This window comes from Streptomyces sp. A5-4 (assembly GCF_051131715.1).
Lineage (GTDB): Bacteria > Actinomycetota > Actinomycetes > Streptomycetales > Streptomycetaceae > Streptomyces.
Window position 1 is genome coordinate 4620611 of sequence record NZ_CP178591.1, and the last position, 14644, is coordinate 4635254.

Here is a 14644-nt window from a genome sequence, read left to right on the forward strand (position 1 = left end):
GAGCGCGTACGCGGTGACGACCCACTGGCGGTTTCCGTCGAGAAGTGCAGGGTGCGTTGCGCCCGCAGGGCCTACCAACGTGGTTCGACGGCGAGCGCGACGAGCGTGCTGACCTCCTGGGACTCGATGAGCGAACCGTCCCAGGGCAAGCTGAGTGAGGCGTTCCTCTCGCGTCGTCGAGTGGCGCCGCATGAGCGGCGCGGAGATACCTCTCGTGGCTGCCCCGCAGCCGCGAATCGGCTACCTCGTCGACGAGCGGCCACCGTGGTCACGGACCGCCGTGCTCTGCCTGACCGACTGCCCGGTGAGCGGCGAAGCGTTGTCGGCGATCAGGGCCGACGAGGCGCGGGTTGCTCTTACCGGCCCCGGATTCGTGCCGTGCCCGCGATGCCGACCCGACAGCGAACCGGGCATCGACGTGCCGTGACCTACCGGTGACCACCCGGCCACAGCGTCGACCGTCGACTGGGGTTTGTCGGTCCCCGACAAGTACGTCGGACTGCGCACGGAATCGGTTACCGGCCGGTCCAGCAGCGCAACCAGGCGGTCACTGGGAGCGGCTTGCAGACGCGCTCCGGTGGACAGCCGGTGGACGGACGCCTTCGGACAAGCCAGCACGAGGCCGCACGCGGAAACCTGCTGGGCATGGCCTGATCAGGCAAAACGTCATCAGACAGCACCGTGCGGCACCATCCGACATGAGCGCTCTCGGTCTCGTAATGCGTAGGTCTCGGGTTCGAATCCCGAAGGCGGCTCCATGGAGAACCCCAGGTCAGGCTTCTGATCTGGGGTTTCTTCGTTTCGGTGACCTTGGAATTCGGGTTGAACGGGCGCGTGTGATCTACGCATCGCAATGCGTAGGTCGATGTTTGACCGTGCGTACTGAATCCGCTCTGCAGGGCCGTGACCTGGCCTTTTGTTCTTTGCCGTCCGTCCACTTCAGTCCGTTCGGGTCGGCGTGGTGGCCATCTGGTGGCCGAGCGTGCCGCCACGGTGCAGATGGCCCTGTGGTCAGGCTTGTGATCGCAGGCGGGCTCTGGGCAAGAACTGTGCCATCCGGACAATCGCACTATCAGCTCTCTCCGTTGAAAGAGCGATCGAAGTTGCGTCGGCCCGGAGCCTGCTCGGCAAGTGCTGAGCAGTTCGTCGGCGAGATGCTCATCGCCGACGTCGGCCTGGGTCGAGTTGCCTCGACCCGTACGGTCCACGGTGGCCGCGAAGGCGCCTGATCCTGTCGCATGTAGATGACAGGCCAATCACGTGGCCTTCTGATCGGGCCCGGACGAGCCGTCTGCGGTCAACCGTCCCGCACCCAACTGTGCGCGTATCCAGTTGATCCCGCTGCCGTTGACGATCATTGGGCTGCCTCCGACCGTCTGCTCCTGATACGCCTTCACGGTTGCCGTGCCGATCGTCATCCCGCCTCCCAGATCTGGGACGAGCGTGACGATGGTGAAGACCTGAGTGGACGTACCGAGGTCGGCGAGCAGTTCAGCTTTGACAGTCTCCAACTGCCCGGCACGGTCGTGCTCGGCGGCGAACCGAGAGAAATAGGCGGCCCGCACTTCGGGCGCTGGGATAGGTAAATGGGTGTCGATCGGCGGGCCGTCCAGCGGACCGCTGTTCGATGGACCCAAACCGATGGGAACGGAGTCGCCCTCCTGCTTCCGGCACGCGGTCACCGTATGAGCCATCCCCCATGCGGACGCCCGCCCGGCGCGCTCTCCGTGAACGGTATCCGCCTCATCGGTGCACATGGGTGTGGAACGCTCTTGGACTGCGTGCGCCCAGCCATCCGCGCTTCTACCGGCCGGTGTGGCCCATCTGCGCTTTCTTCAGGTGCTGTGTCAACTGTTGGAGCATGGTCCCCGCCTGAGCATTGGTGCCGTCGCCGAGGAGGTAGTGGAGGGCGGGACGTGCTGCTGGGCCGATCTGGATCGGGTGCGGCGCCAGGGGTGGGCGGCTGGCATGGGCCAGTCCGACTTCGTGGACTGTGTCGGTGCCGAGAGTGAAGGCGACAGGTATGGGGGGCGCCTCGAACTGCGGCGGGACGGTGAGGTCGCGGCACGCGGGACGGAGCGAAGTGAGCATCGAAGTCAGGTGGTGCTCGGCGGCCAGCGTGTCGGCGAGTCCTTCGACGGCGCCAAGGGGCGGGATCTCGCCGGGACCGTACCCCAGAGCGAGGGTGATGTCTTCCTCGACGCCTGCTGTGGTGCGAGTGATGTGGACGGTGGCGATTGCGGGGCGCTCGGGGTGGCCGACGGCGACGAGCCACGTGGGTTGGGGAGCGCGATTGCGGGCGAGGTCGGTCAACACACGGGGAGACCAAGGGAGGTTGACCGGCTCGGCGGTGCTCCAGCCGGCTGGAGGCGCGCCGGTGAGATGTTCCCAGGCGGTTTCGAGTGCGGAGCCCAGCATGAGGTCGGCCTCCGGTGCGTACCGCGTGCGGAGGGAAACGATGAGCTGGCACTCGCCGGTGGTGGAGGCCTGGGTGAACGCCTGAGCGACGGGGGTGGCGCCGGCGTCTGTTCGGGCGGGGGCGAAGACTCCGTTGTGCCAGTGCAGTACGGCGCCGGAGAGGCCGTCGTAGTAGCCGCCTTGGGGGTCTTGCACGACCCAGCGGTTGGGGTGGCCGCGTAGAGCGATGCGGGTGGGGAGGGTGAGGCGGGAGGATTTGGGTGTGACGATCTGGAGGGCGCGGTCGCTGGCATTGGCGACGCGCAGGGCTTCCGAGAGCCAACTGGTCATGGCGACGACGGGGCGGTCCTGGATGACAACCGCAGCCTTGTCGGTGAACACGTCGATGCCCAGGGGGGCGGTGTCGGTGGGCGGGGTGGCGGCCGTGTCCGTGGTGAGGGGGACGACGTCGGTCGTTAGCGGTCCTGCGGGCCAGATGGTGCCGCTGAGTACGGAGACGAGGCGGCCGGCGAAGGACTGGGCGAGAAGTTCGGCCTCGGGGGCGGTGGTGATGGCGCGGGCTTCGGTCCACCACAGTGGGCTGTCCCAGGCGCCCGTGTCGGCGTCAAGGAGCCGTCTGGTCTCGCCCGGCACTTGGAGGAGAATCGGGGCTTCGATGGAGACCAGGGAGCGTCCGCCCGGGGTGCAGAGTTGGATGACGGCTCCGTCTGCCGTGGTGTTGATTGCCACCTCGGGCCCTCCGGCGTAGAGGCCCGCAAGGATCGTGCGAATGTCGGGCATCTGCGGGGTGAGGGCGATGACGTCCTTGGTCACGGGTGCTCTGTTTCTGTTGCCTCGGGCACGAGGGCGGTCTGGATGAGCTGGTGGGGACGACCGCGGCGGACCAGCGTTCCCCGGCCGGATGGCTGCGCGGACGCGTACAGGCCGGGGAAGAGCTGGCCCTCGGTCCGGTCGCCCGTCATCACGAGTGCGGCGGTGCCGGTCTCACGCAGGGTGGTCAGGAAGGGCTCGTACAGGGCGCGCGAGGAGCCGGCGGCGCGGCGGGCGACGACGAAGTGCAGGCCGATGTCCTGCGCGGACGAAACGTAGGGCAGGAAGGGGGCGAGGGGCTGCTGGCCGGCGGTGGTGAGGATGTCGTAGTCGTCGACGAGGATGACGATGCGGGGGCCGGTGAAGGCAGGGCCGTCTGGAAGGGTGTCGTGGTCGACGTTCTCGTCGGGCAGGCGCTTCTCCAGCTCGGTGGCGATTCCGGAGGCGAGCCCCGCACTGATCTTGGCGTTGTGGGCGTAGCCGCCGCGGTACGGCTCGGGGACGACGCCGCGCAGTCCGCGACGCGGGTCGAAGACGGCGAAGACCAGCTCGTCGTCGCTGTAACGGTCGATAAGCTGCTGGACCACGAGCCTCAGAAGGTTGGTCTTGCCGCATTCGTTGTCTCCGAGGATCAGCAGGTGCTGGTCGTGTACGAAGAGGTCGAGGAGGGCAGGGTCCAGCGCGTCCTGGTCAACACCGATCGGGATCCGCTTCGGCTCGGCGGTCACAGACGGCAGCAGCTGCACGGGCAACCGCGTGGGCAAGACCCGTACGGGAGCGGCGAGTTCGCCGTGCCAAGTGGTGCGGATCGCCCGCGCCGCATTTTCCAGGGCCGGTCCGAGATTGCCGGAGGAGGGGTTGCCGTCGATACGGGGCAGGGCTGCCTGGGCGAACAGCTTGCCGTCAGTGAGGACACGGCCAGGCGTGTCGGTGGCGAGGGTCTCGGAGAGCTTGCGGTCGATGGAGGAGTCGGAGGGGTCGTTGAGGCGCAGTTCGAGCTGGGTGCCGAACATCGACTGGGTGGCGATGCGTACGTCGTTCCAGCGCAGCATGCCCGCCACGATGTGGATGCCGTAGCCGCTGCCGCGCTTGAGGAGGTCGGCGATGGTGTCGTCGAGATGGGCGAACTCATCGCGCAGCGCACCGAACCCGTCGATGAGCAGCACGATGTCGGTGGCGCCGAGTTCGGGCAGTCGGCCCTGGGCGCGCAGGTGGCGGAGCTGCTCGAGAGAGTCGATGCCGTGCTCGCGGAAGAGTTCCTCGCGGGCGGCGAGTGTGGCACGGACCTCGGCGACGGTGCGCGCCGCGCGTTCGTGGTCGGCCCGTCCGGCGATACCGCCTACATGCGGCAGGCCAGCCAGGGTTGAGAGGCCGCCGCCCACCAGGTCCAGCCCGTACAAGGCGACTTCGGTCGGGGTGTGGGTCAGAGCGAGTGAGAGCGCGAGGGTGCGCAGCAGGGTGGTCTTGCCCGACTGAGGGCCGCCGATGACTGCGACGTGGCCGCCGGACACGGTGAGGTCGAGCGTCCACGGGCCTTGCCACTGCCGGGCGGGGTCATCGAGCAGCCCAAGCGGCACCCGCATCGCGCCTGTGGGGTGGGCGAGGTGCATACCGCGCTCGGAGACCTGGAGGGGCCCTGCGGCCGAGTCGAGGCTGATGGCGCCGGGCAGCGGGGGCAGCCATACGCGGCGTACGGGCTCGGCAGCGGTACGGAGCTGGTCGACCATGGTGGACATCACAGTCGGGCCGGTTTCCCTCTCTCGCATCGTCGGCTCGGCTCCGGCCTCCGACATCCGTTTGTTGGCAGGGGAGTTGAAGGTGGGGTATGCCAGGGCCAGCGGTCGGTTGTCGACCACCTCAGCCAGGGCCGGGCCCCGGTAGGTGCCGGAGACGTACCCCGCTTTGAACCGTTCGTACGTCGATGTGTCGACCTTGAGATAGCCGAAACCTGGCAGCGGCGGCAGATGGAACGCGTCGGTGGTGTCCAGCACCGTGCGCGACTCGTCGGCGGAGAAGGTCCGCAGACCGAGCCGGTACGAGAGGTACGTGTCCAGGCCCTTGAGCTTGCCGCCCTCGATGCGCTGGCTGGACAGCAGCAGATGCACACCGATGGAGCGGCCGATGCGACCGATGGACAGGAACAGGTCGATGAAGTCCGGCTTGGCGGTGAGAAGCTCACCGAATTCGTCGATCACCACGAAGAGGTGAGGGAGCGCGTCCAGGTCCGGGCGCTTGGCGCGCAGCGCCGCGTAGTGGCCGATGTCCGCCACGTTGCCGGCGTCCTTCAGTACCTGCTGGCGGCGCTTGACCTCGCCCGCGAGGCTGGTGTGGACGCGCTCGACGAGCCCGGCCTGGTTTTCCAGGTTCGTGATCACCCCGGCGACGTGCGGCAGATCGGCGAACGGGGCAAACGTCGCGCCGCCCTTGTAGTCGACCAGGACCATCGCCAGATCCTCCGGCGGATGGGAGGTCACCAGGGCGAGGACGAGGGTGCGCAGTAGTTCGCTCTTGCCGGAACCGGTCGCGCCCACGCACAGACCGTGCGGGCCCATGCCCAGCTCGGAGGACTCCTTCAGGTCCAGCAGCACCGGCTCGTGCCGGTCGTTCACGCCGATCGGCACACGCAGGAACGCGCGCTCGCCGCGCGGCGCCCACAGCCGGTCGATGTCCAAGACTGCGGGATCGTCGATCCCCAGCAGTGTGGGGAAATCAACGGGTCCGGACACCGGGGTGCCGTCGGCCACCGACTCGGCGGACAGCCGCAGCGGAGCCAGCATGCGCGCGACTCCTTCGGCTCCCGCGGCGTTGATGACATCCGAGGTCCCGGAGGCAGCCGGGTCGTCGGGAGTCCGTAGATCCTCGATCACAACCTGGTCGCCGTCGACCGTGATGCGCACGGTCACCTGATCCGGCTCGTGCACCTGCTGCTCCAACAGGTGCAGCACGGTGACGCCCATGTCGGCCAGGGAAACAGCCGCATCAGGGCGGGGCAGCTCGGCAGCGGTCTCCCCGTACTCGTCGCTGACCACCACCAGCCGACTGGCGAGCTTCAGAGCGTTCCTGTCGGACAGGCCCCGCCGCACCTCTGCGGCGTAAGAGGACCGCTGACGCAGCTCGGCGGCGATCAACCGGGCCAGCTGAGGCAGGCTGGGGGCGATCCGGCGCGCCGAGACCGGTCCGTCGCTCTCCTGTGGATCCAGTACGTGGGGCAGCCACTTGGCCCAGTCCCAATCTGGCAACCGTTCGCCGGGCACGCCGAGCCCGATCGCCACGTCGTCGGGTGCGTGTGTGACGGCAGTCTGTATCAACAGGCCCCGGGCAACGCGCAGTACACCTTCGCGTTCCCCGACGATACTGACGTTCCCAGCCCGGTCCAAAGGCGCCGTCAGCGGAGATTCCGTCGCTGTGGCGAACCGGGCCACCAGCGCGCGGGCCTCGTTGAGCATGAACGGGTCGGGCGGCGTCAGCACGCCCCCGGCGCTGTTCTGGCCGATCGACAGCTGCTGTGTCGGTACCTCCCCGGTTCCGACGCGCACCCGTAGGAAGTCCGTATCCGTACGGCGGCGTTCCCACAGCCGCGCCGGATCCCGCACGAGGTCGTACAACGCTTGTGGCGGTGGGCTGAGCAGTCGGGCTGCCCGGCGGCGCTCCCGCATCGCCGTCCCTAGCTCTTCGCGCTGCTCCTCCAGGTACTCGAGATACCGTTCGCGCTGGGTGCGCCGGGTGCGTTGCGCCTTGCCCCTCTGGGACAGGAACAGCGCCACGGCGCCCATCAGTGCGATCACCAGCACCACGGCGCCCAGGCCCGCGAACTGACTGGAGCGGATCACGGTCATCATCACGACCGAGCCCATCACGCCGGCCATCGGCAACAGTGCGGTCGCGGCACTGCCCGTCTTGCCCTCGGGTAGATTCGGCGGCGGCTCAATGGTGCGGGGCTGCGCCGGGGCGAGGGGCCGGTTGGAGCGCGCCGGGCGGTGGACCAGCCGCAGCGTCATCGCGCTCTCACCGCCCGCTCCATCGCCTCGGCGGCCAGCGAAGTGGCCGCCTGCCGGGTGGCTTGACCGAGCAGAGCGGTGTGGATGGGGCCTCCTTGGGCCAGATGACGGTCGTAGGGGAGAGCCACCACCGTGACTCCCGTTTCCCGCAGGTGCGCGGTGGCCGCCTTGAGATCAAGTGTCATATCGGGTGAGTTCGCGGTGAGGGCGACCACAGTGCCGGCGAGCGCCGCATGCGGCAGCTGGGCCAGCCAGTCCAGCACAACGCGGGTGCCGTTGACACCCTCGGCAGTCAACGGTGCGACGACGACCCGGGCATGTGCGGTGTCCATCGCGGTACGGGCCACCGCACCCGGCAGCGTCTCGCAATCCACCACCGTGACAGCGAAATACCGCCGCAGCGCAAGGGACACCATCCGGTACGTCGCCACGTCCAGCGGCGCGCCGACCCGCCCCTGACTGGCGGGCAGCAGCCAGCCGCCGTCTGCCACCGGCACAAGGTAGCCGGTCACGTCAGTCAACTGCATCGAGGGTGTGAGCAGCTCAGCCAGCTCACGGCAGGACCAGCGCACCGACTCCGCGCCGAGGCGCACGGGCAATGTACCGAGGGCGGCGTCGGCCTCCAGCGCGAGTACCGGATCGTGCCGGTAATGGTTGAACGTCCGGGCCAGCAAAGCGGCCACCGTGGTCTTTCCCACCCCGCCCCGGATCGAAGTAACCGCGACTACCCGCCCAGTGGTCACCGGCTGCTGGACCTCCCGTGCGCAACGCGTCTCCTCGGTCACCTCCTGTGAGGCTGAAGCGGTGAGCTTCTGGAGCGAGCGTCCGGTACGCCGGGTGATCGAATCGCCGTGGTGCGGACGCCCCATGGCATGGGCCAGTCGGGGATCAACGGTCGGCAGCGACTCCGGCGTGACCATGGGAAGCCGTGAACCCCGCGCGGCATGGACGATGGGCTGCTGTGAAGCCTGCCCGGGGGGTGGGACCGCACCCACCGTTCGGCCGGTGAGGTCGCCACGTGGTTCGCCGGGCGTCGCAGCCGAGGAAGCGGGCGAGGGCGCGGCCAGCGGGCCGGGCGCAGGCCGGTCAGGTGCAGGAAGCTCATCGGCCGTGGCAGCCTGCCGGCCCAACTCGCGCAGCACATCGCGCTGCCAGTCCGCCTGAGTCATCGCCGGACCTCTACGCGAATGTGCCGAGCAGACGCCCGTACACACCGAACACGCCGAGCACCAAAGGGAACAAAGCGATCACGCCGATCGACTCCAGCGCATCGCCGAACCGCCGCAGCCGTACCCGGACATGCTCAGCAGGCTGAACCGACAGCACCGCTAGCGGAACCATGGCGAGCACTACCAGGAGGCTCAGGGGGCCGGCCACGCCGTAACGTTCCAGCCAGACCCAGGCCAGGCGCGCGGATACCGCCGAAGCGGCTGTTGTCAAGGCCACGACCTCGGCGGTCAACGGGAACGCCCGCGCCCGCAGAGCCAGTACGACGGCGACGATCACCGCGAGCGGAACGGTCCACACCGTTGGCGTCCGCAGCACCAGAACTCCCGCCGCAGCCGCAGAGACCGCCGTGACGACCGAGGCGAGCACCAGCCCGCGATGAGTGGCCGCCAGCGCGGTCGACACCTCGTACCGGCTCACCGACGCCCCGCCCGAGCGGCGGTCGTCGAGCCCGGACAGTCCTGAAGACATGAGCGCCAGCCGGGGCAGCAGCCCGAGCACCATCACCGACACGACCGTCAGCAGCGCACCCGCACGCGCCTGACCTACAGCGGTACCGGCATCCGACTGCAGCGCGACCGCGACGTCCCAGCATGCCGTCGCTCCAGCCACGGCCCCCGCACCGACCAGTCCGCCCCGGCCCAACGGCGAAACCCAGCCGAGAAGCAGCAGCGATACGACCAAGGCCGCCGCCACACCAGCCAGACGCATTCCGCCGGACCAGTCGTGCGCGTCCGCCAGCGTCCAGGCCCCCAGCACGCCGGTGGCACCACCCATGACGGTGAGCGTGGTGGCCAGGCCGCGCCGACCAGCCCTTCCGAGCAGGACGCCCACGAGCGCCGTCACCACGGCGACGGCCGAGAGCGCACCGCCCACTGCGGACAGTGCGAACTCGGCTCGGGCCAGTGCTCCGGCCGCCAGCGCCCAGCCGACGGCCGCGAGCCCCGCCACCTTCCGCCGGGCCGAGGGCCGCCACCTCCACGCCCGTACATCCAGATCGTCGGCTGCCTCGTCGGTCACGTCATGCACCACTGGCGCCGACGGAGCGTCCTCCGCCAGCACCAGCCGCAGCACCGCACCATCCGGCACACCCGCCGACTCCAGCGTGCTGTCATGCGCCAGTGCCGAACCGTCCGCCGTGACAAGATGCCGCAGCATCGGCCGCCCCGACACCCGGTCGTCCAACAGCCGCATCACCTCGGGCAGCAGCAAGCCGATCGGCTCCTGCGACGGCAGCACAAGATCAACACGCTGCCGCTCACCGACCAGAGTGATCCGGCTCAACGCCGTACGGCTCATAGCCCCCGCAGATATCACGCGTTCGAACCTATCGTCGAGAAGAAGGCGCCACGGAGGGCGTAGAAGACTGCTGGACCGAAGGCCCGTACGGGCTCTTTCCGATGAGCCGGTGAGAAATGAACGACCAGCCCACGCAGCCTGCGCACAATACAGCCGCGATCACAATCCCGGCCAACGCCTTCCCCAGACGTTCATCCACCGAACGCCGCTGCCGCTGAGCGCCAAACAACAAGGCATCCCGCAGCCGTCGGCGCCGCACCGACACCGACTCCAGCAACTGACTGTCATAATCCTGCGCGGCCACGGCTAGCAACTACCCGTTCTGCGCTGGTCGCCCGTCACGTCGGGAACTCGCCCAGCCAGCTGCGCTCGAGAAGATGCTTGGGCAGGTAATCGGACTCGACCTCGATGGGGAAACCGGCGTCATAGGCGAGGCAAGCGATGGCGAGGGGGCCGAGGGCCAGATATCCAGCGATGCGTCCGCCCCGGTCCTCGTCCGCGGTCCAGTACGCCTTGTGTGCCTCCACCGCTTCGAGCAGGGCCTGATTGAAGGCGTCGTGGTCCTTGAGCAGGAAGCGATAGAAGAGGTTGATCGGCTGGTAAAGGACATTTTGGAGTAGATCGCGGGGGGCGATGGTCGCGATCTCCGGGGAGGAGGTGTTCATCGTCGTGGTCAACTTCTCGACTAGGCCCGGCGTTTCACGCCAGTACGTCTGGAGGGAGTCCACCCAGTGGTAGACGTACTCGTCTCCCTGCGCCCCGGAGGCACGCAGCAGATCAAGGGAAACTTCGCAGAGCTGCGTCATTCGTGCCTGGTCGCGGCAGACGATGGCGAACCAGAACGCGGTCAGCCAGCTGCCCGCGTTGGCGTAGACCTGCGGCCCGGTGGAGGGGAGGGTCCGCATGTCGTGGTCGATGCGGCACTCGACGGTTCCCTCGGTCGCGGCTGCCGAGGCGAAGAGCGCGGAGTGTGCTTGCATGGCTGTGACGACGGCTTCCCACGTCTCGATGCGGGAGGCGTTCGGATTGAGCGCCAGGCGCGCGTGCACATGCATGAGCGCCTCGTTCATGGCGATGCCGCCAAACATGCCCGGTGACCGCTCCAACCTCCGATCCAGTCTCTGGATTGTCTTGGCCAGGCCCTTGCCGAGCTCCTGCACAGCCTCCTTGTCGACAGTCGCCGGACTGCCGTGTCGCGTTACCTCTACAGTCACCAAGTTCTCCGTCACCCGAGATCGAATCGCCGCATGTAGTAGCCAGCATACGCGCCTGTGTTGGGCTTCCCCTTGACCAGGATGTAATCGACTTTGCCGTCTTCAAGGGCATCCAACAGCTCGTTGTACAGCCTGGTCTCATTCGCGTTGCCGTTGAGCCCGCGCTCCCGCATTTCATTCAAGATGTCGAGGAAATATTCCTTCGACCCCTGACGGGCGCTAAAACCATCCGGCAAGTTTCGCTTACCGAGCTCCGTGCGGACGCTGCTCTTTGCCTCGACCACGACGTAGCCGCCGTCTTCTCGCCGCCAGAGCTGGTCGAACTGGTCATTGCCGTTCTTGGGCCCGGCGAGCGTCTCCCGTGTGGCGTTGGGATAGTGCTCGGGAATCACATGGTGCTCGGCAACGGCCTCACCGTATGCCTCAGTGTCCTTCGTCATGCTTTCGTGCAGCGGCTTGTGCTCGATTTCCGCCGCTTTCAGGGCGTCAATGTTCGCCTGAGACTTGTCCGCCTTTAGTGCGTCCGCGGCGTCACTAAGTGTGCCGTGGAACAGATTATCCGCAGTGACAGAAGTGTGTCGAGTCTGGGCCGCGTCATTGAGTATCTTGAGCGAATCGGGGCTCGACACCGTCTTCGGCGTACGTGTCACATCTCCCCCGGCGATGTACTTCTCCGGGATGGGGGGCGGGGCGTCATCGATGGATATCTTGCTGCCTGGGTTATGCGGGTCCGGGATCAGCTGAGGCGGGACTAGACCGCTCTCATCCGGGATGTCAGCGAACTTCCGGTAGCCGATGGACTTACCCCTGGTTTTGTAGTACCTCTCGAAGTACCCGGGCTCATTGTTCGCCCGGTGGACCTGGTGCCGCATGATTTCTTCCGGGGTGGCACCGTTCCACCTGCTTGGGCCGCTGTAGCCGCCGGGCGCTCCATTGCCGCTGCCGCCGCCACGTTGGCCGGGCACACTCTGGCCGAAACTGGACGTAGGTGAAGTGCCGGCTCGGCCGGGGAGCGCGCCGGCGCCAGAACCACCGGCCGTGTCTCCCACACCTCGGGGAGTGTTACTACCGTCCCGGACCAGGGGTTCGTGATTGGCCCGCTGCGGTAGATCCCCGCCTGCATGTGCGCTGGCTTCGGGGGCGCGGGGGTGCGCGCCGACCGCTGCGAGATCCCGCCGAGCAGGGACCTCCTCCGGTGTGGCGTGCGCACCGACGGGTGTCTCCTGCCGCGGTGTGGCGGCGTTGACCCTGCCGTTGGCGTCGACGGGAATGAACTCGCCGTCCTTGATAACGACTTTGGAGCCGTTCTCGAGTTCGATGACGCTGTGCAGGCGCTGCGAAGTTGCCGTGGTGTCGAAGGTGTGCCGGATCCCGGCCGTGACCTCGGACAGCCTCGGCAGGGAACCGACCGCCTTCCCGCCGAGCTTGAGGCCGGCGGATAGCGGGTCAATGTAGAGGCCGACCTTGGAAGCAGCGCCGGCGGTCTTGGCGAGCGCGCCGCCACTACCCGCTTTGGCGCCGGTGGCGAGTGCTCCGCTGCCGAGGGTGAGGACGGTGAAGGTGACGGTCGCGGCGGCGCGGGCGGGGTTCTCGTCCCACATGTCCCATCCGACCAGGGCCTTGCCGAAGTCACGGGTGGCCTGCTTCTGCTTTTCCACCTCTGGATCTTTGGGCTCCTCGCCGAACGCCTGGTCCATGAGCCAGTTGTAGGGCGTGGCAGTGTACTGACCGATGCCGCCGACGACGTCCAAGAGGTGGCTCCAGGCATCGCTGGTGTCGTCGTCGCCGATACCGACCAGGGTTCCCAGGCCCTTGAGGCCGCCCCAGATGTTGTCGACGATGAGCCCGTCCCACACATAGCTCTTGGCCCAGTAGCCGATCTCCCACCCGGAGTGGGTCTCGGAGACGGGGGAACCCCAGGGCAGTTCCTCGGCTTGCTTGAGGGTGTCGAGGTCGTTGCCGTACATCACCGTCTTGTCGTTGACGGTGTGGCTGCCGTCGTCGAAGACGAACTTCGGTCCGCCTACGACGGCCGAGATCTTACTGGCGGCTCTGTTCTCGGCTTCCTGGAAGGCGGCCCGCGCGGCGCTCACGCCGTCAAGGAGCCCCTGGTGCCGGCTGATCTTGTTTTCGTCCTCTGTCCACTCGTCGTCATCCTTGACGCTGTCGACGAATGCAACGGCATCATCCTTGAGCTGGGTCAGTTGCTTGGCGAGCGGGCGGGCCTCGATGGAGAACGTGTCCAGCGCATCCGCCACCGTCTCCAGATCCTGGGCGAAGAGCTCGGCCCTGTCCATCACCGGCCGCGTGGAGGCAAAGAGCTGCTCAGCCTCGGGTGCCTTGTAGACGCCGCCCAGCGCCTGAAAACGGGAGTGCACGTCCCTGCCGCCGTTGCGGGTGCCGATCGCATCGCTGCGCAGCCCGGAGACGTCCTTCTCCAACTGGTCGAGGTTTCCGACGAACTGCGGAATGCCCGACGGTTCGATCATCTTCACTTACTGCCCCCCTGCGGGCCGTCTGGCTCCGGCAGCTTGACTTCCGGCGCGCTGAGGGCGTTGTGCGCCACGGTCGCTGCTATGTCGAGGTCCCCAACGACGTAGTACGCCGTGGCCTCACGCGCGCCATTCACGGACTTGGCGGCCCGTGCTCCGAGGAACAGCACATCAGTCGCGGTCTTCTCCACGAACATCGACAGCGCCGCCCCGATCGGCCCGGTCGGCACAGTGCCGCCGGACTCCCCGCCGATCGTCCCGGCCGAGCTCGCCGCGCTCTTCACGTGCGTCCCGTACGACTTGACGCTCTTGGCCACGCCGTCCATCGCATCCCCGACCAGTGAGGTCACGGACTGGACTCCGGACGGAGTGATGTCCCACCCCTGCATGCTCATCCCCCTGCTGTCCCCCGAGCACCTGCCATCGCTGCGCTACCGCACGGCTCAGCCGATCGCGTCGACCGCGGCCTTGGCCCGGGCCAGTGTGCTCTGTGCGGTCCCGTCGTTCTGCTCCAGCGTGCCGCGCACCAGCCGGATAATCTCGCGCACCTCGGCCGCCGCCCTGTTCCAGCGGATTTCCTTGCCGTGGTACTCGTCGGAGACTCCGTCGGCGGTGAACTCGGTCATCGCGGCCTTCACCGCACGGTCCCGGTCACCGAGCACCAGCTCGAGTTGGCCGATGATTCCCTGCAGTCCGCCCTGCACCTCCACCGAGGCACCCGTGTCGTAACTGCGTCGGTCCTGGTTCTGCCCCATCGCGATTTCCCCCTCTATCGCCCGGAGAACCGGGCCGCGTCGAAGTTGGCCCCGGCCATGCTCTGGTGGGCGTTGGACTCCTGCTCCTGATCACCGGTGCCGAAGGCCGTGTCCATGCCGGACTGCCCGCCCAGGATCGAGTTCAGCGATCCGTTCAACGCATTCGTGATCTCATCCGCACGTATCTTGAAGGAGTCGAACGCGGCCTTGCCGGCCCCGTTGAACTTCCCCTCCAGCGGATCGGCGGCCGCGATCAGCAACCGGATCAGGGTGCCCAGGTCTGTGGTGGACCCCACCGTGCTGTTGCCAAGGTCGGACAGTGTCGTACTGCCCATGTCGAACTTCATGCACTCACCCCCGAATTAGTCGTGCACAACGACGCATCACGCGGCGCTGTGTCCGCCTGCAACACGTACGTCACGCCATGTAAC

Annotated in this window: 12 protein-coding genes; 1 reads left to right on the plus strand and 11 read right to left on the minus strand. The window is 67.6% G+C overall.

The annotated features are described in order from the left end of the window. The first annotated feature begins 154 nt into the window (after positions 1-154). Positions 155-427, plus strand: a complete 273-nt coding sequence (locus ACLLJJ_RS21425; RefSeq protein WP_434593982.1) for a DUF6233 domain-containing protein — start codon at positions 155-157, stop codon at positions 425-427. A gap of 829 nt (positions 428-1256) precedes the next feature. Here the strand turns inward: ACLLJJ_RS21425 and ACLLJJ_RS21430 are convergent. The 11 genes from ACLLJJ_RS21430 to ACLLJJ_RS21480 all read right to left on the minus strand — a co-directional run bounded on the left by ACLLJJ_RS21430 (position 1257) and on the right by ACLLJJ_RS21480 (position 14560). Further along, entirely contained in the window at positions 1257-1757 is a 501-nt protein-coding gene (locus ACLLJJ_RS21430) for a hypothetical protein (RefSeq protein ID WP_434593984.1), read from the minus strand. A gap of 46 nt (positions 1758-1803) precedes the next feature. Further along, positions 1804-3231, minus strand: coding sequence for a DUF6177 family protein (locus ACLLJJ_RS21435; protein WP_434593987.1), 1428 nt, complete (start codon positions 3229-3231; stop codon positions 1804-1806). After that, positions 3228-7226: a type VII secretion protein EccCa gene (eccCa, locus tag ACLLJJ_RS21440; RefSeq protein WP_434593990.1), complete on the minus strand. Its 3999-nt coding sequence runs from the start codon at positions 7224-7226 to the stop codon at positions 3228-3230. The genes ACLLJJ_RS21435 and eccCa overlap by 4 nt, the downstream gene beginning before the upstream one ends. Continuing rightward, on the minus strand, positions 7223-8146 hold the full coding sequence (locus ACLLJJ_RS21445; protein ID WP_434593993.1) for a type VII secretion protein: 924 nt from the start codon (positions 8144-8146) through the stop codon (positions 7223-7225). Before ACLLJJ_RS21445 ends, eccCa begins: the two co-directional genes overlap by 4 nt. Positions 8147-8405: 259 nt before the next feature. After that, a complete protein-coding gene (eccD, locus tag ACLLJJ_RS21450) occupies positions 8406-9770 on the minus strand; it encodes a type VII secretion integral membrane protein EccD (RefSeq protein WP_434593995.1) in 1365 nt (454 codons plus the stop codon). Between the two features lie 10 nt (positions 9771-9780). Continuing rightward, on the minus strand, positions 9781-10056 hold the full coding sequence (locus ACLLJJ_RS21455; RefSeq protein WP_434593997.1) for a hypothetical protein: 276 nt from the start codon (positions 10054-10056) through the stop codon (positions 9781-9783). Positions 10057-10090: 34 nt separating this feature from the next. Beyond that, the gene (locus ACLLJJ_RS21460) at positions 10091-10966 is read right to left on the minus strand and encodes an immunity 49 family protein (RefSeq protein ID WP_434594000.1); all 876 of its coding nucleotides are present in this window, start codon (positions 10964-10966) and stop codon (positions 10091-10093) included. Positions 10967-10977: 11 nt separating this feature from the next. Beyond that, complete coding sequence (locus ACLLJJ_RS21465) at positions 10978-13461, minus strand: hypothetical protein (protein WP_434594003.1); 2484 nt, start codon at positions 13459-13461, stop codon at positions 10978-10980. Further along, entirely contained in the window at positions 13458-13853 is a 396-nt protein-coding gene (locus ACLLJJ_RS21470) for a DUF6507 family protein (RefSeq protein ID WP_434594006.1), read from the minus strand. The genes ACLLJJ_RS21465 and ACLLJJ_RS21470 overlap by 4 nt, the downstream gene beginning before the upstream one ends. A gap of 48 nt (positions 13854-13901) precedes the next feature. After that, the gene (locus tag ACLLJJ_RS21475) at positions 13902-14213 is read right to left on the minus strand and encodes a pore-forming ESAT-6 family protein (protein WP_434594008.1); all 312 of its coding nucleotides are present in this window, start codon (positions 14211-14213) and stop codon (positions 13902-13904) included. Positions 14214-14227: 14 nt separating this feature from the next. Then, positions 14228-14560: a hypothetical protein gene (locus ACLLJJ_RS21480; protein ID WP_434594011.1), complete on the minus strand. Its 333-nt coding sequence runs from the start codon at positions 14558-14560 to the stop codon at positions 14228-14230. Between the last annotated feature and the right edge of the window lie 84 nt (positions 14561-14644).